This window comes from Bradyrhizobium glycinis (genome assembly GCF_016031655.1).
Lineage (GTDB): Bacteria > Pseudomonadota > Alphaproteobacteria > Rhizobiales > Xanthobacteraceae > Bradyrhizobium > Bradyrhizobium glycinis.
The window spans coordinates 32,181-53,276 of record NZ_JACCHQ010000006.1; the positions used below are offsets into that span (position 1 = coordinate 32,181).

At 65.8% G+C, this 21,096-nt stretch carries 17 protein-coding genes; 7 read left to right on the top strand and 10 right to left on the bottom strand.

Annotated features, from left to right (window positions below; all coding sequences use genetic code 11):
* Nucleotides 1-4 precede the first annotated feature (4 nt).
* Nucleotides 5-1,453 (top strand): aldehyde dehydrogenase family protein, encoded by a 1,449-nt coding sequence (locus HZZ16_RS11680; RefSeq protein ID WP_197948605.1) that lies wholly within the window; start codon nucleotides 5-7, stop codon nucleotides 1,451-1,453.
* Nucleotides 1,454-1,565: 112 nt separating this feature from the next.
* Nucleotides 1,566-3,107: a galactarate dehydratase gene (garD, locus tag HZZ16_RS11685; protein WP_197948606.1), complete on the top strand. Its 1,542-nt coding sequence runs from the start codon at nucleotides 1,566-1,568 to the stop codon at nucleotides 3,105-3,107.
* Between the two features lie 60 nt (nucleotides 3,108-3,167).
* Here the strand turns inward: garD and HZZ16_RS11690 are convergent, their stop codons facing one another.
* Together HZZ16_RS11690 and HZZ16_RS11695 are read right to left on the bottom strand one after the other, a co-directional pair.
* Complete coding sequence (locus HZZ16_RS11690) at nucleotides 3,168-3,908, bottom strand: hypothetical protein (protein WP_197948607.1); 741 nt, start codon at nucleotides 3,906-3,908, stop codon at nucleotides 3,168-3,170.
* A gap of 3 nt (nucleotides 3,909-3,911) precedes the next feature.
* Nucleotides 3,912-4,799, bottom strand: coding sequence for a MipA/OmpV family protein (locus HZZ16_RS11695; protein WP_197948608.1), 888 nt, complete (start codon nucleotides 4,797-4,799; stop codon nucleotides 3,912-3,914).
* 352 nt (nucleotides 4,800-5,151) lie between these two features.
* Between HZZ16_RS11695 and HZZ16_RS38120 the strand changes: the two genes are divergently transcribed.
* The 3 genes from HZZ16_RS38120 (at nucleotide 5,152) to HZZ16_RS11710 (ending at nucleotide 7,656) form a co-directional block, all read left to right on the top strand.
* Entirely contained in the window at nucleotides 5,152-5,832 is a 681-nt protein-coding gene (locus tag HZZ16_RS38120; RefSeq protein ID WP_197948609.1) for a response regulator transcription factor, read from the top strand.
* Nucleotides 5,829-7,193 (top strand): sensor histidine kinase, encoded by a 1,365-nt coding sequence (locus tag HZZ16_RS11705; protein WP_197948610.1) that lies wholly within the window; start codon nucleotides 5,829-5,831, stop codon nucleotides 7,191-7,193. The genes HZZ16_RS38120 and HZZ16_RS11705 overlap by 4 nt, the downstream gene beginning before the upstream one ends.
* Before the next feature lie 193 nt (nucleotides 7,194-7,386).
* Nucleotides 7,387-7,656: a hypothetical protein gene (locus HZZ16_RS11710; protein WP_197948611.1), complete on the top strand. Its 270-nt coding sequence runs from the start codon at nucleotides 7,387-7,389 to the stop codon at nucleotides 7,654-7,656.
* 170 nt (nucleotides 7,657-7,826) lie between these two features.
* Here HZZ16_RS11710 and HZZ16_RS11715 read toward each other — a convergent pair whose 3' ends face one another.
* The 3 genes from HZZ16_RS11715 to HZZ16_RS11725 all read right to left on the bottom strand — a co-directional run bounded on the left by HZZ16_RS11715 (nucleotide 7,827) and on the right by HZZ16_RS11725 (nucleotide 10,235).
* Nucleotides 7,827-8,180: a hypothetical protein gene (locus tag HZZ16_RS11715; protein ID WP_197948612.1), complete on the bottom strand. Its 354-nt coding sequence runs from the start codon at nucleotides 8,178-8,180 to the stop codon at nucleotides 7,827-7,829.
* 261 nt (nucleotides 8,181-8,441) lie between these two features.
* The gene (locus HZZ16_RS11720) at nucleotides 8,442-9,035 is read right to left on the bottom strand and encodes a DUF2147 domain-containing protein (protein ID WP_197948613.1); all 594 of its coding nucleotides are present in this window, start codon (nucleotides 9,033-9,035) and stop codon (nucleotides 8,442-8,444) included.
* Between the two features lie 171 nt (nucleotides 9,036-9,206).
* Nucleotides 9,207-10,235, bottom strand: coding sequence for an NAD(P)/FAD-dependent oxidoreductase (locus HZZ16_RS11725; RefSeq protein WP_197948614.1), 1,029 nt, complete (start codon nucleotides 10,233-10,235; stop codon nucleotides 9,207-9,209).
* A gap of 182 nt (nucleotides 10,236-10,417) precedes the next feature.
* Between HZZ16_RS11725 and HZZ16_RS11730 the strand changes: the two genes are divergently transcribed.
* Nucleotides 10,418-10,885, top strand: a complete 468-nt coding sequence (locus HZZ16_RS11730) for an acyl-CoA thioesterase (RefSeq protein WP_197948615.1) — start codon at nucleotides 10,418-10,420, stop codon at nucleotides 10,883-10,885.
* A 131-nt stretch (nucleotides 10,886-11,016) separates the two neighbouring features.
* Here HZZ16_RS11730 and HZZ16_RS11735 read toward each other — a convergent pair whose 3' ends face one another.
* A complete protein-coding gene (locus HZZ16_RS11735) occupies nucleotides 11,017-11,337 on the bottom strand; it encodes a 2Fe-2S iron-sulfur cluster-binding protein (protein ID WP_008143731.1) in 321 nt (106 codons plus the stop codon).
* A 166-nt stretch (nucleotides 11,338-11,503) separates the two neighbouring features.
* Complete coding sequence (locus tag HZZ16_RS11740; RefSeq protein WP_197948616.1) at nucleotides 11,504-11,878, bottom strand: Hpt domain-containing protein; 375 nt, start codon at nucleotides 11,876-11,878, stop codon at nucleotides 11,504-11,506.
* 397 nt (nucleotides 11,879-12,275) lie between these two features.
* Between HZZ16_RS11740 and HZZ16_RS11745 the strand changes: the two genes are divergently transcribed.
* Complete coding sequence (locus tag HZZ16_RS11745; protein WP_197948617.1) at nucleotides 12,276-17,912, top strand: apolipoprotein A-IV repeat region-like domain-containing protein; 5,637 nt, start codon at nucleotides 12,276-12,278, stop codon at nucleotides 17,910-17,912.
* A 296-nt stretch (nucleotides 17,913-18,208) separates the two neighbouring features.
* Here HZZ16_RS11745 and HZZ16_RS11750 read toward each other — a convergent pair whose 3' ends face one another.
* Genes HZZ16_RS11750 through HZZ16_RS11760 form a run of 3 tightly spaced genes read right to left on the bottom strand, consistent with a single transcriptional unit; the run spans nucleotide 18,209 to nucleotide 21,011 of the window.
* Nucleotides 18,209-19,075 carry an MlaD family protein gene (locus tag HZZ16_RS11750; RefSeq protein WP_197948618.1) on the bottom strand — a complete coding sequence of 289 codons (867 nt, stop codon included), beginning with the start codon at nucleotides 19,073-19,075 and terminating at the stop codon, nucleotides 18,209-18,211.
* Nucleotides 19,076-19,104: 29 nt separating this feature from the next.
* Nucleotides 19,105-19,875 (bottom strand): ABC transporter ATP-binding protein, encoded by a 771-nt coding sequence (locus HZZ16_RS11755; protein WP_197948619.1) that lies wholly within the window; start codon nucleotides 19,873-19,875, stop codon nucleotides 19,105-19,107.
* A 2-nt stretch (nucleotides 19,876-19,877) separates the two neighbouring features.
* Nucleotides 19,878-21,011: an MlaE family ABC transporter permease gene (locus HZZ16_RS11760; RefSeq protein WP_197948620.1), complete on the bottom strand. Its 1,134-nt coding sequence runs from the start codon at nucleotides 21,009-21,011 to the stop codon at nucleotides 19,878-19,880.
* Nucleotides 21,012-21,096: the final 85 nt, after the last annotated feature.

Sequence of the window (21,096 nt, forward strand, 5' to 3'; positions counted from 1 at the left end):
AAAGATGACAGCGATCCTGAAGAACTTCATCGGCGGCGAATGGGTCGACGGCTCCGGCGTCACCAAGAACATCAACCCCTCCAACACCAATGATCTCGTCGGCGAATACGCCAAGGCCGACAAGGCGCAGACCGAAAAGGCGATCGCCGCCGCCAAGGCCGCCTTCCCCGCCTGGGCGCGCTCGACGCCGCAGGAGCGCTATGACGCCCTGAACAAGGTGTCCGCCGAGATCCTCTCCCGCAAGGAAGAGCTCGGCCGCCTGCTCGCCCGCGAGGAAGGCAAGACCCTGCCGGAAGGCATCGGCGAGGTCGCGCGCGCCGGCCAGATCTTCGCCTTCTTTGCCGGCGAGGCGCTGCGCCTGATCGGCGAGAAGGGCGCCTCGGTGCGTCCCGGCCTCGACGTCGAGCTCACCCGCGAGCCGGTCGGCGTCGTCGGCATGATCACGCCCTGGAATTTCCCGATCGCGATCCCCGCCTGGAAGATCGCGCCGGCGCTCTGCTACGGCAACACCGTGGTGTTCAAGCCCGCCGAGCTGGTGCCCGGCTCGGCGCATGCGCTGGCCGAAATCATCACCCGGTCCGGCATTCCCGCGGGCGTGTTCAACCTCGTCGTCGGCTCCGGCTCGGTGGTCGGCCAGACCCTGCTCGAGCATCCGGACGTCGCCGCGATCTCCTTCACCGGCTCGGTGCAGACGGGACGCAAGATCGCGCAGGCCTGCGTGCTGTCGAATCCCATGAAGAAGTTCCAGCTCGAGATGGGCGGCAAGAACCCGCTGGTCGTGCTCGACGACGCCGACCTCAAGACCGCCGTCGAGGTTGCCGTCAACGGCGCCTATTTCTCGACCGGCCAGCGCTGCACCGCCTCGTCCCGCCTGATCGTCACCGAGGGCATCCACGACCGCTTCGTCGCCGCCATGGCCGAGCGCCTGAACAGCCTGTCGGTCGACGATGCGCTCAAGGCCGGCGTGCATATCGGCCCCGTGGTGGACCAGAACCAGCTCGACCAGGATCTGCGCTACATCAAGATCGGCCAGGACGAAGGCGCCAAGCTCGCCTTCGGCGGCGAGCTGCTGAAGCGCGAGAATCCCGGCCACTACCTGCAGCCGGCGCTGTTCACCGAGGCCAACAACAACATGCGCATCGCGCGCGAGGAGATTTTTGGCCCGGTCGCCGCCGTCATTCGTGCCAAGAATTACGAAGAGGCGCTCGCCATCTCCAACGATACCGAGTTCGGCCTCGCCTCCGGCATCTGCACCACCAGCCTGAAATACGCCTCGCACTACAAGCGCAACAGCGAGTCCGGCATGGTGATGGTCAATCTGCCGACCGCCGGCGTCGACTATCACGTGCCGTTTGGCGGCCGGAAGGGCTCGAGCTATGGCGCCCGCGAGCAGGGCTCCTATGCGCGCGAGTTCTACACCACGGTGAAGACGGCCTACACCAATCCGGGGTGAGATATCGTAGGGTGGGCAAGCGAAGCGTGCCCACCACTTACGTTCGGTGTGAAGACGGTGGGCACGGCGCGTTGCGCCTTTGCCCACCCTACGACTTCTGAGGCAAGCGCAGATGGACCAGGACGTCGCCGCGAAAGAGCAGCCCCGCTACATCAAGCTCAACGAGCGCGACAATGTGGCGATCGTGGTGAATGATTTCGGGCTCCCCGCCGGCGCGCGCTTTGCCAGCGGCTTGACGCTGCGCGCCTTCGTCCCACAGGGACACAAGACGGCTTTGGTCGACATCGCCGAAGGCGAACCGATCATCCGTTACGGCGAGATCATCGGCTACGCGCTGTCGCCGATCCTGGCCGGCGAATGGGTGGACGAGGCGCGCATCCGTATGCCGGAGGCCCCTGCCCTCGACAAGCTCGAAATCTCGACCGCAGTCCCCGCACCGCTGCCGCCCCTCGAAGGCTTCACCTTCGAGGGCTACCGCAATCCGGATGGTTCGGTCGGCACCAAGAACATCCTCGGCATCTCCTCCTCCGTGCAATGCGTCAAGGGCACGATGGAATATGCGGTGAAGCGCATCCGTGCCGAGCTGCTGCCGAAATATCCCAACGTCGACGACGTCGTGCCGTTGACGCACGCCTATGGCTGCGGTGTCGCGATCTCCGCGCCCGACGCGGTGGTGCCGATCCGCACCCTGCAGAACCTCGCGCTCAATCCGAATTTCGGCGGCGAGATCCTCGTTGTCGGCCTTGGCTGCGAGAAGCTCGCGCCCGAGCGGCTGGTGCCGGAAGGCGTCGGTGACGCCATCGTGCGCATGCAGGATGAGGCTTTCGACGGCTTTGGTGCCATCGTCGAGGCGATCATGACCCAGGCCGAGGCGCGACTGAAGGTTCTCAACACCCGCAAGCGCGAGACCTGCCCTGCGTCCGATCTTGTCATCGGGCTGCAATGCGGCGGCAGCGATGCCTTCTCCGGCGTCACCGCCAATCCCGCCGTCGGCTTCGCCGCGGACCTCCTGGTGCGCGCCGGCGCCACTGTGATGTTCTCGGAGGTCACCGAGGTGCGCGACGCGATCCAGCTCCTCACCCGCCGCGCCATCAACGAGGACGTCGGCCGCGCGCTGGTGCGCGAGATGGCCTGGTACGATTCCTATCTGGCCCGCGGCGGCGCCGACCGCAGCGCCAACACCACGCCCGGCAACAAGAAGGGGGGCCTCGCCAACATCGTCGAGAAATCGCTCGGCTCCATCGTCAAGTCCGGCTCGAGCGCAATCACAGGCGTGCTCTCGCCCGGCGAGAAGGCAACGCAGAAGGGCATGCTGTTCGCCGCGACGCCCGCCTCGGACTTCATCTGCGGCACGCTGCAGCTCGCCTCGGGCATGACGTTGCAAGTGTTCACCACCGGCCGCGGCACGCCTTACGGCCTTGCGGCAGCCCCCGTGATCAAGGTCGCGACGCGCAGCGAGCTCGCGCGGCGCTGGAAAGACCTGATCGACTTCGATGCCGGCAAGATCGCGACCGGCGAGAAGACCATCGAGGAGACCGGCTGGGACCTGTTCCGCCTGATCCTCGACGTCGCCTCTGGCCGCATCAAACCCTGGTCGGACCGCTGGGGCATCCACAACGACCTCACGCTGTTCAATCCCGCGCCGGTGACCTGAAGCGTTTTCGAGCGAAGTGGATCCCGGTTCGCGACAAGAAAACGCGTCAAAACAGAACCGTCACTGGCCCTCGATCAGGTGCATGTCGCCCAGCGTGAGCGGCAGGCTGCGGACGATGAGGTTCGCGATCGCTGCGCGCAGCCGCTCGCTCGAACCCGCACCCTCGAACGTCGCTTCGATCGGTCCGCTCGGGCCGGCGATCCGCACGGTTCCGGTGTTGTCGAGCGGCGCGGCCGCCCTCTTCTCGATCACGTCGAACGACTTGCCCTCGATGATGCGAACCTCATACAACGCGTGGATCAGTCCGTAGTCCGCAAGCAGCGTCCGATATTCGGCGAACCCGACGCCCTCGATGTTGCGGCCGTTTCCAAGCTTCGATCTCGCCCGGGTGATGACGATATACGCGTCCACTCCCTGCGGCGTGACATCGCTGCGAACCAGCTCCTTGAACGGGTCGCTCCGCAGCAGATTGACCGGCGCGACCGCCGAATCCCTGATCGCGGCGAAGGCCGCGCGCCGGTAGCTCACCGGTTGCACCTGAAACCGTCCGCTCAGCAGCTTCGTCGCCTCCTGGACGATCAGCTCGTCCAGCCCCCATGCGCTGATCGAGGCGGTCTGCGCGGCGTTGTCGAGCGCGGTCAGGCCGGCTCGCGTCAGGCTGATCTCCTCGCCAATGGCCGAGATGATGCCGACGGTCTTGATCGCCTGGAGCCGGCTCGCACGCGTCTCAAACGCCGCGGCGGCGCCGAGCGCGACGCAAGCGATCGCACAGGCGAGAATGAGGATGACCTTGCCGCGCATGATCTATCGGATCCTGAAATCGAACGAATAGGACGCACCGAGACCGACGGTGGTCTGGTTCGAGGATCCCCGCAGCTTCACCAGCGGGCTGTCCGCGGCATCGCCGAGTAGCTTCTCGTATTCGACATAGGCATGGACCTCCCACTGCGGATTGATGCGGTAGGAGATCTGGCTGCCGAAACCGACCGAGTGCGCACCGCCCCTGGCATCATATCTCGACAGCCCTGATGCCAGCGCCTGCACGTCATCGACGCCAAAATACGGCGCGGTGGCCTTGGTGCTCTTCCAGGTGAAGCGCGGGCCGGCGGAGATCGTCAGCCTTTGAATCAGCGGCACGATGACGTCGGCAGAGACATCCGCCACGGTGCCGGTATGGCCGCCCATGGCCTGGCGCAATTCGCTGCGCAGGCGCAGCCAGTCGACCGGATAATATTCGACGAAGCCGCCGAGCTCGTAGGCAGCCTTGACGTCACCAAGGCCGGTCAGCTCCGCATATTTGCCGCTCTTGCGCGAGGATACGTATTTGAACGCAGGACCCGCGCGAAAATTGCCGACGTCGAGCAGCGCGATGCTGGCGCTGTCGCGCGGTCCGCGAAACTGGTCGACCGATCCGGCGCGGCGGATGGAGAAGATCGGGATCGGAACAAACCTTCCGTTGTTCGATCCGACGAACTCGGGCTTGTATTCGCCGCCGATGCCGACCATGACGGTCCAGTTTCCCGATGGCGAGGGCAGCATCGGCAGCTCGAACGGCGGCGCCGGCAGCGTGAACGCGGTCTGCGCCGATACTGATGGCGCAGTTGCCATGATCGCACCGAGCGTGGCGAGACAGGTGGTCGTCCGCCGCACAATCACCGTGAGGCGGAGAGCGGCTTCTTCGAAATCATTCATTGCAGGGGCCCCGGACCGGCCTTGCAGGCCGAGTCGACTGATGTGGTTCGGAGCCACAGCATCTGGTCCGGCAAAATTGCCCCAAGATTGCAAGGTGCGATCCAATGCCTCGGGGATATGTCCGGTGCTGGCCAGGCGCGCCACCGGACCAACATTGCCCCAACATTGCACGGCCGCGATCACGCCCTCGAAACTTGACGGGCCATGCCCGCGAGCTCACCCGTTCCTGCCTTTTATTCGCCAAGCTCGCTGCCTTAATGGGACCCCTCGCGCACGAGCCGAAACGCCAGAATTCGGCCAGGGAGCGTCACGGTCAGGGTTTTGATGCCCCAGAGAGTCAAGGACGACCTACGTGCGCTCCCTCGTGATCGAAGACGAACCACAGATCGGTGCCTATGTCAGCCGGCTGCTCGGGCAATTGCACGGCATCGTCGACCTCGTCGGCTCGATCGCCGATGCCCGCCAGGCGCTGGACAATTTCAAGTATGATCTGGCGATCGTCGACCGGATGCTGCCCGACGGAGATGCGCTCCAGGTGGTCACGGCCCTGAGCCAATCACCGGAACGGCCCGCAATCATCATGCTGACGTCCAAGGACGCCAAGGAGGATGTCGTCGAAGGACTCAACGGCGGGGCCGACGACTATCTCGGCAAGCCGTTTGAGCCGCAGGAACTGATTGCGCGGGTGCGCGCGGTGCTGCGCCGGCCCCGGCTGCTCTCGCCATCGGTGCTGTCGCTCGGCAACGTCGAACTGCACCTCGGCAGCAACGAGGCGGTGGTCGCCGACACCAGGATCCTGTTGCGCCGGCGCGAGGCGCTGATCCTGGGGGCGCTGCTGATGCGGCGCGACCGCGTCATCACCCGCGCCGCGCTGATCGAGGAGATCTACGGCTTCGACGACGAGATCGAGTCCAACACGCTCGAGGCACAGGTCTCGCGCCTGCGCAAGAAACTGGCCGAGCTCGGCGGCGACGTCGAGATCCGCAGCATGCGGGGGATCGGCTACATCCTGCGGCTGACAACGCCGCGATGAGGTCGATCGCGCGAACCTTTGCTCTGTCGCTCGGCATCGCCGCGACGACGGTCTTCCTGATCATGGTCGCGATCTTCGTCTCGAAGTATCCGATGGAGGAACGCGAGTTCAGAGCCTGCCGGGTCGTGGCTGCCATTCTCGATCGCGCCACTGATATCAATGGTCAAAACCTCACGGTACGCTCGACTCCCGCGCTCGAGGAATTGAAAGCGGACAGTCCGAACCTCTGGTACGTGGTGTCAGTGGGCGACCTTGTCAGCGAGTACGGAAGCGAGCACCGGCCGCCGCTTCCTTTCGCATTCCCCTATCGCGGGCCCGTCGGCTTGTCCGTCTTCAGCACCCAGGACCAGAACAGCACGTTCTGTCTCGCCGTTGCGCAACGGGGCCCCCTGCGGCTCACGACGATGGTCGGCGAGCCTCAGGTCCGCTTCGGCCGGATCGCAAGAAACTTCCTCGTCCGCAACACTTTTTCGATCGCCGTGGTGGCGCTGGCCTTTGCGACGACCGTTGCCGTTGGTTCAGCGCTTGCCGCACGTTTCGTCTCGCGCGGCATCGAACGGGTGGCACGCCGCGCGCTCGCGATCGATCCTTCGGCGCCGCAAGGCCTGATCTCCCTGTCCGAGGTCCCTCGCGAGCTGAAGCCACTGATCGAGGCGCTGAACCGCGCTTTCGGCGAGATCGACGCCTATATCCGGATGCAGCGCCGCTTTCTCGGCAATGCCGCCCATCAGCTCCGCACGCCGCTGACGCTGCTGCGCGCCAAGATCGACGATGTGCCTGATCCAGCCCTGAAGGCCGAGCTGGTGCGCGACGTCCGCCGGCTGACCTCGCTGGTCTCGGCGATGCTGGACCTGGCGCGATTGCAAAATCATGCGAGCGAGAAGCGTCCGATCGATCTGGCCCAGATCACGCTGGACGTGCTGGCCGATTTCAGCCCGTCGGCGCTGGACGCCGGCATCGAGCTTGCGCTGGAGCACGATGGAGAAGGTCCATTCGTGGTGCAGGGCGTGGACGCCGCGATCCGAAGTGCGCTTGCCAATCTCGTCGGCAACGCGCTCATCCACGCCCATGGCGCGCGGCGCATCGTTGCCACGGTCAGCTGCGATGGCGTGTCGATTCACGATGATGGTGCGGGCCTGCCCGACGGCGCCGAACACAGGCTGACCGAGCCGTTTCAGACCGGGAGTGCCGCAGGTGAAGGCGCCGGTCTCGGCCTGTCGATCGTCCGCGAGATCATGGCGGCCCATGGCGGGGAGTTGCTCGTCGCTTCCGCGCCCGGCTGCGGCACGACGATGCGCCTGCGCTTTGCCGCGGCCGCCGCGCCGGCGAGATCTCCGCAGCTCGATCTGCAAGAGCATTGAGCGGTGCCCATCGGCGCCTTCTGCGAAACCGTCCGGAAACATTGGCGCGGAAAACTTCTTCCGCGTTTCGTCCCTTCGCATCAAGCAATCAATATCTGCGCCGAAGACAACGGGAATGTTCGCGCACGAGCGAACCTGTGCCGCCATCGCGGCGACCAAACCATCGATTGACATCTTCCACGGAGATTTTCCAATGCGTGTTCTCTCGATGATTGCCGTTGCCGGTGCCATGATTGCGAGCTCGGCCGCCGCGTTCGCCAGCGAGCTTCCCTCCTACGAAGTGACGTCGTTTCCGATCACGACAACGCAAGTGCAGGTGCTCGGCGGCGCCGGCGTCGAGGAGCAGTCTGCGAGCCCTGCGATGATCGTCGCCGGCATGCCAGCCTCGCCCGTGCAGGTCTCCGTGCTGTCGCCGCGGATCAAGCAGCTCGCGAGCACGGGTTCGAATAACCAGGCGCACTAAGCTTGGCTCGTCAAACGACAACGATCACTTCTTGCGCGCTGAATTTCCCACCACGTCATGGCCGGGCTTGTCCCGGCCATCCACGTCTCACTCGGCGGCACCAAGAACGTGGATGCCCGGGACGAGCCCGGGCATGACGGCCTCTTCCACCTCACGCGAATGACGCGCGTCTACGTCATGCTGCCCGGCATGAAGCAGCGCACGCGCGGATGGCCGTCGATATAGTGCTTCCACACCATGGTGCGGCCGATCTTGTTCGGCACGGTGATCACGGCGCCGTCGGGCACCACGACCCACTCGTCGTCGATGCGCACGCGGTAGCGACCGCGATCGGACTCCCAATCGACATCGGCGATGACGTAGCCGTCCGCATCCGAGCAGCATTGCCCGAACTCGCTACGCAGGCTCTCGAACCAGGGTTTCAGGGGCGAGTTGGCGAAGCGGCCGTCGTCGCGTGCCAGCGCGGAATGCGTCAGAACCGTCAGCCCCAGCAGCACGGCGGCACACTGTCTTGCAGGTTTCATGTGATCTCCGCGGTCGAAGTGATCACCGCAGGGCAAACGCTGCCGTCCGCCGTCCGCATGGTGCGCGGCAGGCGTGGAGACGGCGACTCGCTCCCCCAGCAGCTTTGCCGGAAGCTATGCAAATCCAGCGCCAGCGCGCATTCCGGGGAACTACTGGAGCAGGTCCGAGGCGCGTTTGCTCATCGGCGAAGATGGCCGCACAGGCTGGAGACCCTGCGCCAGGGCGAGAGCTTTTGAGGCAGCGCAGCGCGGCTTGCGCCCTTACTGCTTTGCCGGGGCCATCATCGCGCCGCCCTTCTTCGCCGCGGGCGCCGGTTGCTTGGCGGCTGCAGCCTGCGCGGGCAAGTATTTTGCGACGATGGCAGGATCGACCTGCGCGATGTAGGCATCGGGCAGGCGCGTCCAGGTCTCGTCCTTGCCGAGCAGGGCGATGCCGAGATAGCCGCGCAGCGTCAGGGTCTGGCCGTCGGGGCTGACTCGCATGTTGGCCTTCCAGATCTGGCCGTCGCGCGGATTGAGCACGTTACCGCCTTCGTACTTCAATCCTTCGCGCTTCATGTTGCGGACGAAGGAGATGCCGAGCACCGGCGCGTTCTTGCGATCGTCGGTGCACTTCGAGCAGACCTCGTTCGGATCGTCGGCCGGCCGCGGGAAGGTTTTGGCGATCACGCCTTCGAAGACACCGTTGCGATCAATGAAGAGGAACCATCCGACCGTCCTGCCGTCTTCCACCTTCTGCCAGAGCCCCGCAGCCGTGGGCTCGGCGGTCTGCGCCGCACACGGCGTCACCGTCGCGAGCGACAATGCGAGCGCCAGGAAGGAGAGCAGCCGAAAGCTGGAAACGAGAGTCCGCATTATCATCACCTTGCTGAGCCAATCACCTTGCGGAGCCAAGACCTTGCTGAGCCACACTTGCTAAGCCAAAAACCTGGCCAAGCCTACGACCGGAATGGCCGCAGACTAAGGCGATTTCGCGAACGGTTCCAGCACCAGAAACATGGGGCATCGCCGCCCCGAGGGCTTCCGTCAGTTGACACCGAGCTTCTTTTGCAGGCTGGAGGACGAGGTCGTGTACTGGAACACGAGCCGCTTCTCCGGATAGACATAACGATGGGCTTTTTGCGACATCAGCGCGCCCTCGTGGAAGCCGCACAGGATCAACTTGATCTTGCCGGGATAGGTGTTGATGTCGCCGATCGCGAAGATACCGGGCACATTGGTCTCGAACGCGGACGTCTCGACCGGCACCAGATTGTTCTCCAGCGCGATGCCCCAATTCGCGACCGGGCCGAGCTTCATGGTGAGCCCGAAGAACGGCAGCATGGTGTCGCAGGCGATTTCGGTGACGCTGTTGTCGTTGCCCTTGACGGTCGCGCCGGTGAGCTTGCCGTCAGCGCCGGAGAGCGAGGTGACTTGGCCGAGCCGCAGATCCATCTTGCCGCCGGCAACCAGCGCGCGCATCTGCTCGACGCTATGGGGCGCGGCGCGAAACTCGTCGCGACGATGCAGCAGCGTGATGCGCTTCGCAATGGGATGCAGATTGAGCGTCCAGTCGAGCGCGGAATCACCGCCGCCGACGATCAGCACGTTCTTGTCGCGGAACGTCTCCATCTTGCGTACGGCGTAATGCACCGAGGTGCCTTCGTAAGCCTCGATGCCCGGCACCGGCGGGCGCTTGGGCTGGAACGAGCCTCCGCCGGCCGCGATCACCACCACCTTGCATTCGAACACCTTGCCGGCATCGGTGGTGCAGCGAAACAAGGGATCGCCGATCTTCTCCACGGTCTCGACCATCTCGCCGAGATGGAAGGTCGGATGAAACGGCTTGATCTGCTCCATCAGCGCGTCGGTAAGCCCCTGCCCCGAAACCTGCGGAATGCCGGGAATGTCGTAAATCGGCTTTTCCGGATAGAGCTCGGCACACTGGCCGCCGACCTTGTCGAGGATGTCGACGAAATGCGCCTTCATGTCGAGAAGGCCGAGCTCGAAGGCGGCGAACAGACCGCACGGGCCGGCGCCAATAATCAGCACATCGGTTTTGATCACGTCGCTCATGTCGTCTCTTTATCGATCGTTATCGGTTGGACGGCGCCCGTTGGGCAGAGGTGACCCTGCCTGTCTAGCCAACGGGGATGGAACAGGGAAGGCATAAAAGCGGGATCGCCCCGCAGCCGCGCCCACTTGCCGGGCCAAAATAACTGGGCTGTAACGAGGATGGATATGACGGAGATCAATCGGTGAACGCACCAGCCCGCCTCGACACGACCCCGCGCCTTGAGGACTTTCCGTTTCGCCTCAGCGACAACGTCCGGTTCGGCGACTTAGACCCGAACCAGCACGTCAACAACGCGGTCTACGCCACCTATTTCGAGACCGGCCGTGTCACGCTGATGAAGCTTCCCGAATACGGGCTGACCCCTCCGGGGCTCGCCTGGATCATGGTGCGCCTCGACATGCATTTTCGCGCCGAGCTGCACTGGCCGGGCAAGATCGAGCTCGGCCTCGGCGTGGTCAAGCTCGGGCGAACGTCGGTGACATTCGAGCAGGTCGTGTTCTCGAACGGCACCTGCATCGCGTCGGCGACGTCCGTCGGCGTCCTGCTCGACGAGGCGACGCGGCGACCGGTGCCGCTCACCGCAGAGGTGATCGAGAAGCTCAGACCCTGGCACAAGCGCGGCATCGAGGTCGCGCCGCCGGGCATTTAGAGCATGATCCGGAAAAAGTGTGTAGCGGTTTTCCGAAGAGATCATGCTCAAACAATAACCTAAAGCGCGATGACGATTCATCCCAATCGCATCGCGCTTTAGTCGACTTGGATAGTCTACTTGAAGACGGATCAGGCCTGACGCTCGGGCGTCGCCACGACGAGACCGTCGAGCTCGTCGGAGACCTTGATCTGGCAAGACAGGCGCGAATTCGGGCGCACGTCGAAGCCGAAGTCGAGCATGTCCTCTTCCATCGGCGTCGGGCTGCCGACCTTCTCGCGCCAGGCTTCGTCGACATAGACATGGCAGGTTGCGCAGGCGCAGGCGCCGCCGCATTCGGCCTCGATGCCGGGAATGCTGTTGCGGATCGCAGCTTCCATCACGGTTGCGCCGTTCTCGATTTCCACCGTGCGGGTTTCGCCCTTGTGGTCGACAAAGTGAATCTTGGCCATGTGTGCTCGTGCTGCCGCGGTGCTTTGAATGAAGGAGGGTCCCGGCTGTCCTATAACGGGTCGGTCAGCCCGGCGCCATAGCGTTTTGTGACGAATTGAATCCCTGCTTTGCAGGAAGAAAACGCGTCAAAACAAGCGACTAAAGCCTAGCTCCGGCCGTATCGGCTCAACGCTTCAGCATCGCCGCGATGGCAGCGCGGGCCTCGGCCACCGCCTCTTTCAGCGCGGCGAAGGCGTGGGGCCGGCCATGGCCGGTCCGGATCGCAGTCTCCAGGCTGGCAGCGGCATCGGCCACCGCAAAGGCGCCGATCCCGCGCGCCGAGCCCTTGAGCTTGTGCGCGAGCGTGCCGGTCTCGGCGGGCGATGCCGTCATCGCCGCGAGCAGACGGGCCGCCTGCTCCGCGAACATGGCCAGCACTTCCTGCTCCAGCTCAGCGTCGCCGAGCGTCATCCGGGAGAGGTGATCGAGGTCGAGCGGGCTGTCGATGGGCGCAAGCGGGGGCGAAGGCATCCAGTCCATCCCTTGCAGTTCAGGCGTCATGGCGCAGGCCCCGGCATCGCGCGACGGCCGCCGGTCCGGCGGGTCAGGTTCCCCTCACCCAAGCATGGAAATGGTTAACGAAATGTTTGGGGGATTTGACGTAGATCCGCCGGTTTATTGACGAAAAGTTGCCGCAATTGGCTTGGTCCGGCTGAGAATTGCGTTGATTGCTAAGGCGTTACGGCGCGATCCTGTTAACGATGATTAAGAATGTCTTAATCGCGGGCATTTCATTCGCGACGCTCTGCCAATAGGATGTTGCAGAAATTGGCGGACAAGCCGTCCGGGTGGGGACGGCTCGGAGATCCGCGCAAGCGGCATGATCCGGTCTGTGGGCTTGCGCCGCGCGCAGGGCTCGCGGGGGGACGCGTACAAGTAACGAGGGCTCGGACTGAACATGGCGAACACTCCGAAAAAGGTCAAAGACCCTACAGAAGTTGCGCTTTCTGCGATTCAGGAAGCCCTGAACATCAGCGACACGGCGGCCGATACCAGCCGCAACGCCGCGATGCGCAACGAAGCGGCGCCCCCGGTGCCGCCGGCCGCGCCTCCCGTCTTCGACGAGCCGAGCTTCGAGCCGCGCCCCGCCGCCAATGAGCGGTCGACCGTGTTCGACCCGATCGAGGAGCCGCGCACCGCGCGCCGCGCCGCCAACGACGATCGCGAGACCATCGGCCAGTTGCTCCAGGCGCTGCAGAAGGGCCGCCCCGCCCGCAGCGTCTACACCTTCGCCACCATCTTCGCGGGCATCTGGCTCGCCGCCTGCGCCGCGCTGACCGTCGGCTTCCTGCCCTCGATCCAGGCCGCCATGGGCCAGAGCGGCGGCGTGCTCGTGATCGCCGGCCTCGTCGCGATGTTCTTCGCGCCGATCATGCTGTTCTACTTCCTCGCGAGCCTGGTCTGGCGCGGCCAGGAAATGCGCATGATCGCACAGGCGATGGCGCAGGTCGCGATCCGCTTCTCCGAGCCGGAAGGCTCGGCCTCCGATTCCATGGTCACCGTCGGCCAGGCCATCCGCCGCGAGGTTGCGGCGATGGGCGACGGCATCGAGCGTGCGATCGCGCGCGCCGGCGAGCTCGAGACGCTGGTGGCCAACGAGGTCGCCGCGCTCGAACGCGCCTATTCCGACAACGAGGTGCGCATCCGCGCTCTGCTCCAGGACATCGCGCATCAGCGCGACAACCTGGTCGGCCAGGCCGAGCAGGTCCGCAGCGCCATTTCCGGCGTGCAGATCGACCTGCGCCACGACATCGCGCTGATCTCGGACGCGATCGCCTCCCGCGTCGACGAGGTGGCCAAGTCCATCACCGGCGCTCTGGAAGAGCGCGGCGCCCACATCACCCAGGCGCTGAGCAATGCCGGCGACAACATGATCCTGGCGCTCGGCGAGCGCGGCGGTGACCTGCTCGACCGCCTCGAGGAAGCCAGCAACGAGACCACGCGCGCCGTGCTCGACGCCAGCGAGCGGCTGACCACCAGCCTCAACTTCAAGACCGGCCACGTCCACGACGAGTTCGTCGACCTCGCCGACCGCGTCCACGAGATGCTGAACGAGCGCATCGACCGCATCACCGGCGAGTTCGAGCAGCGTTCCGCCGCGATCGTCGACGGCATCTCCGAGCGCACCGAGCAGGTGCACGATAGCCTGAAGAACTCGTCGGACTCGCTGCTGCTCGAGCTCGAGCTGCGGTCCAACGACATCTCCGCCAAGATCGACGACGCCGGCAACCGCCTCGCCGGCCAGATCATGACGAGCGGCGACAAGGCCAGCGAGGCGCTCGACGCCACCGTCAACGCCCTGGTCACCAAGGTGGTCAGCCAGACCGAGACCGCGCACGATTCGCTGTCGCTGCAGATGAGCGCGTTCGACGAGCTGGTGAGGAACCAGGGCACCGAGCTGGTCGAGAAGTTCGCCCGCGATTCCGGCACGCTGGGCGCTCTGATCACCCGCCACATCTCCGAGTTCGACCGCACCGTGAAGACCTTCGGCGGCGAGATCGTCGAGCGCATGGGCCAGCGCACGCAGGACATCGCCGAGACGCTGAAGACCTATGTCGACGGTTTCGACACCCGCTTCACGTCGAACGGCGGCCAGATCACGGCGGTGCTCGACCAGCGCCTCGCGCAGTTCGAGACCACGATCGGCGAACGCATCGGCAATATCGACGCCTCGCTGAACGGCAAGATCGCCAGCCTCGACGGCACCATCCAAGGCCACATCAGGACCTTCGACGAGCAGCTCGTCGGCCGCGTCGCCGCGCTCGAGCAGTCGTTCGACGGCCGCGCGAAGTCGATGACCGAAACGATCGACGGGCGCATCAACACGCTGGCGGCGTCGCTGACCGACGGTGCCGCGCAGGCGATCCAGTCGATCGACTCCCGCCTCACCCACCTCACGACCTCGCTGACCGACGGCGCATCGCAGACCATCCAGACGATCGATACGCGCCTGACGCACCTCACGACGACGCTGACGGGCAATGCGACGCAGGCACTCGAGTCCATCGACTCGCGCCTCACCTACCTGACTACGGCCGTGACCAACGGCGCATCCCAGGCCGTGCAGTCGATCGACACGCGCCTGACGCTGCTGACCTCGACGCTCACCGACGGCACCGCGCAGGCGATCGAGGCGGTCGACCGCCGCATTACCGGCGTCACCGAGGTCATCGACGGCCGCAGCACGCATCTGACCGACACGGTCACGGCACGCTTCCAGGAGATCCAGCAGGCCATCGAGACCAAGGTCGGCTCGGTCGCCAGCGATATCGACGTGCGCGTGGCGCAGTTCGAGGACCTGCTCGGCTCGCGCGTCGAGGCCGTCGCCGGCCGCATCGAAAGCAGCGGTCGCCAGGCCAGCGAGGACATGATGTCCCGCGCCGAGATGATCTCGACCGCGATCCGCTCGCATGTCGAGGACGCCGAGCGCTCGCTCACCAACCTCGTCGTCAACACCAGCGAGACCATCCAGACCGGCGCGCGCACCGCTCAGCAGTCGCTGCTGACGGTCTCCTCCGACGTTAACGCCCAGCTCAAGATGACCTCGGCCGAGGTCGAGCAGGCGCTGACCGCGGTCGGCACCGGTGCGGCGAACTCGATCCTGACCAGCGCACGCGAAGCGCAGTCGACGCTGGTCGCGGCCTCGGGCGAAGCCTCCACCCAGCTCAAGGGGCTCGCGGCCGACGTCGAGCGCACGCTTTCGGCGGCGGGCTCTGCCACCGCGGCCTCGATCCTGGCCGGCGCCCGCGAGGTGCAGACCACCCTCGTCACCACGTCCTCGGATGCGGCAAGCCAGGTCAAGACGCTCACCGCCGACGTGCAGCGCTCGCTGTCGATGGCCGGCACCGCCACGGCGGAGTCGATCACCGCCGGCGCCCGCGATGCGCAGAGCACGCTGATCGCCGCCTCGACCGAGACCGCCAACCAGATCAAGGCGCTGTCCTCGGACGTGCAGCGCTCGCTGACGATGGCGGGCACCTCGACGGCCGAGACCATCATGAGCGGCGCCCGCGAGGCCCAGAGCACGCTGGTGACGGCATCCTCGGATGCGGCGAGCCAGGTCAAGTCGCTCGCGGCCGAAGTGCATCGCTCGCTCTCGCAGGTCGGCCAGACCACTGCCGAGACGATCACCACCAGCGCCCGCGACGCCCAGACCACCCTGCTCGCGGTTTCGGCCGAGCAGACCAGCCAGGTCCGTTCGCTCGCGGCCGAGATGCAGCGCGCGCTGGCGACCGCCGGCGGCGCTACCATCGAGGCGCTCACCAGCGGCGTTCGCGAGGCCCAGGGCACGCTGATCTCCGCTTCGACCGATGCGGCGAGCCAGATCAAGTCGCTGACCACAGACATCGAGCGCACGCTGACCGCGGTCGGCGCCGACACCGCCTCGACCATCCTCAACAGCGCGCGTGAGGCCCAGATCTCGCTAACCTCGACCTCGGCCGACGCCGCGAGCCAGATCCGCACGATCTCGACCGAGATCGAGCGCACGCTGAGCGCGGCCACCGCCAACGCGACCAACGACATCCAGACCAGCGCGCTCAACGCCCAGAACGCGCTGATCTCGGCCTCCAACGAGGCGAGCTCGCGCGTCAAGTCGAGCTCGGCCGACGTCGAGCGCTCGGTGCTCGCCGCCAGCTCCAGCTTCGGCCAGGCCATGACCGGCAAGACCGACGAGATCGTCACCTACGTGCAGCAGCAGGCCGACCGTCTGTCGAACATGATCGACGCCAAGCGCGGCGCGCTGGTGGACGCGATCGGCTCGAAGACCAGCCAGCTCACGCTCGACATCGACCGCGTCACCTCGGATGCGCTGAAGTCGATCGAGACGCGCGGCCAGGCGTTCTCGCAGACCATGATGGGCAACGGCTCGGAAGTCGCCCGCACCATCAACGCGGCGAGCGAGGTCGCCACCACCGCGGTAGCCAAGTCGCTCAAGGACCTCGAGCAGGCCTCGCGTTCGGCGATCGACCAGTCGCGCCAGGTCTCGATCGCGGCCGTCACTGAGATGCAGGAGACCAGCAAGATCCTGCGTACCGACACCGTCGCCCTGTTCGAGCGCCTGCGCGAAGGCAACATCCTGCTGCAGGAGGTGCTGACCGGTGCGCACGACAACCTCAACTCGCTCGAGCGGGCGCTGGTGACCCGCGTCGCCGACTTCGTCTCGGCGATGAACGACGTCACCTCGCGCAACGGCGCGGCGACGCAGAACCTGGAAGAGCAGCTCAACGTCTTCAACAGCAAGACCACGAAGGCGCTGCAGGATCTCGGCGAGCTGTCGGTCCAGTTCGACAAGCACGGCCAGGCGCTGGTCGAGGCCGCGCAGGTCGTCGAGCAGAGCAACAAGAACACCACCGCCTCGCTCGCCGAGCGCAAGCAGGCGCTGGAATCGCTCGTCACCACGATCGACCTGCGCACGGCCGATCTCGACCAGCGGCTGTCGCGCTTCACCGGCCTGCTCGATGAATCGCTTGCCGCGGCCGAAGAGCGCGCCCGCGACATCGCGCGCGTCGTCGCCGAGACCGCCGGCGCAGGCTCGGCCGCGATCACCCGTCAGTTCGAGGCGGTGCGCGCGGCGTCCGAAGAGGAGCACCGGCAGACCATCGAGGCGATGCACGACATCTACCGCCAGACCACGGATGAGGCGGATGCGATGTTCAAGCAGTCGACCGAGAAGTTCACCAACCTCGTCGCCAGCATGAAGCAGATGGCTCTCGAGATGCACAACGAGCTCGAAGCCACCCGCAACGAGCTGCGCCGCGGCGTGCTGGAAATGCCGCAGGAGGCCGCCGAGAGCACGGCGCAGATGCGCAAGGTGATCGTCGACCAGATCGAGGCGCTCGCCGAGCTCAACCGCATCGTGGCCCAGCACGGCCGCGGGCTCGACGTCACCACGGCGGGCCGCGCCAGCGTGCAGCGCCAGGACGAGCCGGTGCTGGCCGCCGTCGGCGGCCGCGCTCCCGAGACCCGCATGCGCGACATCGGCAGCGCCTCGACGCTGCCGCCGCCGGACCTCGGCATGCCGGCCGCACGCCGCACCGAAGCGCCACCGGTTGCGCCCGGAAACAACGACCAGGGCCGTGACGGCTGGCTGTCGGACCTGCTCAACCGCACCGACGCCAATCAGGGCGCGCCGGCCGGTCAGGCTCCCCGCGGCCGCGCGGCCCCCGCGCCGCAGCCGCAGGCCCCGCAAGCGAGCAGCAATCCGCTGGAATCGCTGTCGCTCGACATCGGCCGGCTGATGGACCGCAACCTCGCGGCCGAGATGTGGGACCGCTACCAGCGCGGCGAGAACAAGGCCTTCACCAAGCGCCTCTACACGCCCGCCGGCCAGAAGGCCTTCGACGAGGTCGCCCGCAAGTACCGCGCCGACCGCAACTTCAAGGGCACGGTCGACCGCTACGTCGCCGAGTTCGAGCGCCTGCTCGACGAAGTCGCCCGCGACGGCCGCGGCCCGCAGGAGCTGCGCAGCCACCTGATCTCGGAGACGGGTCTGGTGTACACGCTGCTGGCCCACGCGGCCGGCCGGCTGGGGTAAGCTGCGGATAACAACGAACGACGAATGAAAACGGAGGCCTCACGGCCTCCGTTTTGTTTGGGCAATCGTAGCCCGCATAGAGCGAAGCGGAATGCAGGGCAAGTTTCCTGGATTGCGCTTCGCTCCATCCGGGCTACGCAGCTGACTCCTACAAGTTCGTCATTGCGAGGAGCTCTTGCGACGAAGCAATCCAGACTGCTGCCGCAGAGACAAGTCTGGATTGCTTCGCTTCGCTCGCAATGACGGATGGAGAGAGCATGAACACTCTCCCCTCTCGCGCGAACGCTCCCGCTTTCCTACCGCCTCGGCGCTGCCGCCGGCTTGGGCGGCTCGGGCGGCGGGGCTGCTTGCGACGAATTGCTGGCGCCGAACAGCACGCGGGTCGGGTTGCGGTCGAAATTGTTCACGGCGCGGCTGATGTCGCCGAGGGTGCGACGGCCATCGGCCATCAATGCGCCGGAGCGCTTGTCGAAATCCTCGGCGAGCTCGCGAATCGACTTCACCGCCTGGAACAGCTCGCCGCCGTCCTTGCCGCCGGCCAGCGTGTTGAGGCCGAGCATGAGGTTGTCGGCCTTGAGCATGACGCCGTCGACCTTGGCCATCACGGCGTCGATTTTCTCGGAATTGCGCGCCAGCGAGTTGGTGAAGGTCTCGAGGTTCTTCAGCGAGTTCTTCACCGATTCCTGATTGTCGGCGACGATCTTGTTGACGTTCTGCAGCGTGGCGCGGATCGCCTCGGTGACGTCCTGGAGCTTGTTGGGGTCGGCCATGAGCGTCGGGATGCCGTCCTGGTCGAGTGGTGGCGGGGCCGCAGCCTCCTCGCCGCCCTTGAGCGAAATCGCGGCGACGCCCGTGAGGCCCTGGAATTCGAGGCCGACGAGCGTGTCCTTGCGGATCGGGGCGTTGTTCTCGATCATCGCGAGTGCGACAACCCGCCGCGGGTTGTCCAGCTTCACCGAGACCACCTCGCCCACCCTGATACCGTTGAAATTGACGCTGCCGCCGTTGCGCAGGCCCGCCGCCGGCCCTTCGAACACGACGCGCAGCGGGCTGCGCTGCTTGGTGGTGTGCAGCGACTGAAACCACAGCACGAAGCCGATCGCGGCGGCGATCACCGCCAGCGTGAACGAGCCGATCAATATGTAATTCGCCCGCGTTTCCATCAGGTGCTCCGGCTACTCGATCCAGCTATTCAACCCATGACCGCGCGGGCGCGCTTGCCATGAAAATACTGCCTCAGCCAGGGATGCTGCGAGGCCTGCATGTCCGCGATCGACCCTGCCGCAATGATCTTACCGTTCCCTAAAACGGCGATGCGGTCACATGCGGTGTAGAGGCTGTCGAGGTCGTGGGTTACCATGAAAACGGTCAGCCCCAAAGTGCGCTGGAGGGTCCGGACCAGCTCGTCGAAATCGCCGGCGCCGATCGGATCGAGACCCGACGTCGGCTCGTCGAGGAAGACGAGGTCGGGATCGAGCGACAGCGCGCGCGCCAGCGCCACGCGCTTGATCATGCCGCCGGAGAGCTCGGACGGGAAACGCTCGGCGACCTCGGGCTTGAGGCCGACCATGGTGAGCTTGGCCATGGTGATCTCGTCCATCAGCCGTTGCGAGACGCGCAAATATTCGCGCATCGGAAACTGGATGTTCTGCCGCACGGTCAGGGAGGAGAACAGCGCGCCCTGCTGGAACAGGACGCCCCAGCGCCGCTCGACGTTGCGCCGCTGCGACGCACCGGAGGAATCGAGATCGACGCCGAACACTTCGATGGAGCCCGCGACCTTCGGCACGAGGCCGATGATTGTGCGCGTCAGCACCGACTTGCCCGCGCCGGAGGGACCGACGAAGCCCAGGATCTCGCCGCGCTTGACGTCGAGGTTGAGCCCGTCCAGCACGCGTGTAGCGCCGAACTGCACGGTGATGTCGCGGACGCGGATGATGGGATTTTGAATCTCGCCAGCCATCGTCACATCCCGATCGAGGCGAAGAAGATGGCGAAGACGCCGTCCATGACGATGACGAAGAAGATGCCTTTCACCACCGACGCGGTCGTGTGCTGCCCGAGCGATTCCGCGCTGCCCTGCACGGCGAGCCCTTCGACGCAGGCGACGATGCCGATCACGGCGGCCATGACGGGCGCCTTGACGATGCCGACGATGAAATGGTCGATGGAGATGGCATCGCGCAGGCGCAGCAGGAAGGCCTCAGGCTGAACGCCGCCGTAGAGCCAGGCCACCAGACCGCCGCCATAGAGCGCGGCCATGGCGCCGAGAAATGCGAGGATCGGCAGCGCCAGCACCAGCGCCATCATGCGCGGCAGCACCAGGACCTCGATCGGATCGAATCCCATCGTGCGCAGCGCGTCGATCTCCTCGCGCATCTTCATCGAGCCGAGCTCGGCGGTGTAGGCGCTGCCCGAGCGGCCCGCCACCATGATCGCGACCAGGAGCACGCCGATCTCGCGCAGCACCAGCACGCCGAGCATGTCGACGACGAAGATGTCGGCGCCGAATCTTCGGAAATGGAAGATGCCCTGCTGCGCGATGATGCAGCCGATCAGGAAGGTGATCAGCACGATGATCGGCACCGCGCGCCAGCAGACCTGCTCCATGTGGTGCACGGTCGAGGTCAGGCGGAACGAGCGCGGATGGATCAGGACGCGAAACCACGCCGCGAGCACGGCGCCCAGCATGTCGACGAGGCCCGCCACCGTGCCGGCGACGCCGGCCACGGCCCGTCCGATCTGCTCCAGCATGCCGGAGATGGTGATCGGGTTGCTGTCGACCACGGCCGTCGCCCTGACCCGCCGCACCTCGTCCACGAGGCTGGAATAATTGGCGGAGAGGCCCGCGATCTGCGCCTCGACGGGTCCCTTGGTCAGGCTGCGGCGCAGCCGCTCGATCAGCCAGGCGCCGAACGTGTCGAGCTGGGCGATCTCGGAGACGTCGATGAAGATGCTTTGCGGGGTGCCTGCGAGCTTCTCGGCCTCAGTCACCATCCGCTCCAGGACCGGCGCAAAGCTCGCGGTCCAGGTGCCGGTGGCGCACAGTGCCAGCGCGTTGCCCCTGGCAATCCGTTCCAGCTTCGGATCGCCACTCATGTCCGCTCCCGTGCCGAGGCGGAGAAAATCAGATGGTTGCGCACGCGCCCTTACCCAGAGAAGGTATCCCCAAGGGGTTAATGTT

Coding starts and splice junctions, on each gene's coding strand:
- HZZ16_RS11680 (WP_197948605.1), top strand. CDS start 5: ATGACAGCGATCCTGAAGAACTTCATCGGCGGCGAATGGGTCGACGGC.
- garD (WP_197948606.1), top strand. CDS start 1,566: ATGGACCAGGACGTCGCCGCGAAAGAGCAGCCCCGCTACATCAAGCTC.
- HZZ16_RS11690 (WP_197948607.1), bottom strand. CDS start 3,908: ATGCGCGGCAAGGTCATCCTCATTCTCGCCTGTGCGATCGCTTGCGTC.
- HZZ16_RS11695 (WP_197948608.1), bottom strand. CDS start 4,799: ATGAATGATTTCGAAGAAGCCGCTCTCCGCCTCACGGTGATTGTGCGG.
- HZZ16_RS11705 (WP_197948610.1), top strand. CDS start 5,829: ATGAGGTCGATCGCGCGAACCTTTGCTCTGTCGCTCGGCATCGCCGCG.
- HZZ16_RS11710 (WP_197948611.1), top strand. CDS start 7,387: ATGCGTGTTCTCTCGATGATTGCCGTTGCCGGTGCCATGATTGCGAGC.
- HZZ16_RS11715 (WP_197948612.1), bottom strand. CDS start 8,180: ATGAAACCTGCAAGACAGTGTGCCGCCGTGCTGCTGGGGCTGACGGTT.
- HZZ16_RS11720 (WP_197948613.1), bottom strand. CDS start 9,035: ATGCGGACTCTCGTTTCCAGCTTTCGGCTGCTCTCCTTCCTGGCGCTC.
- HZZ16_RS11725 (WP_197948614.1), bottom strand. CDS start 10,235: ATGAGCGACGTGATCAAAACCGATGTGCTGATTATTGGCGCCGGCCCG.
- HZZ16_RS11735 (WP_008143731.1), bottom strand. CDS start 11,337: ATGGCCAAGATTCACTTTGTCGACCACAAGGGCGAAACCCGCACGGTG.
- HZZ16_RS11740 (WP_197948616.1), bottom strand. CDS start 11,878: ATGACGCCTGAACTGCAAGGGATGGACTGGATGCCTTCGCCCCCGCTT.
- HZZ16_RS11745 (WP_197948617.1), top strand. CDS start 12,276: ATGGCGAACACTCCGAAAAAGGTCAAAGACCCTACAGAAGTTGCGCTT.
- HZZ16_RS11750 (WP_197948618.1), bottom strand. CDS start 19,075: ATGGAAACGCGGGCGAATTACATATTGATCGGCTCGTTCACGCTGGCG.
- HZZ16_RS11755 (WP_197948619.1), bottom strand. CDS start 19,875: ATGGCTGGCGAGATTCAAAATCCCATCATCCGCGTCCGCGACATCACC.
- HZZ16_RS11760 (WP_197948620.1), bottom strand. CDS start 21,011: ATGAGTGGCGATCCGAAGCTGGAACGGATTGCCAGGGGCAACGCGCTG.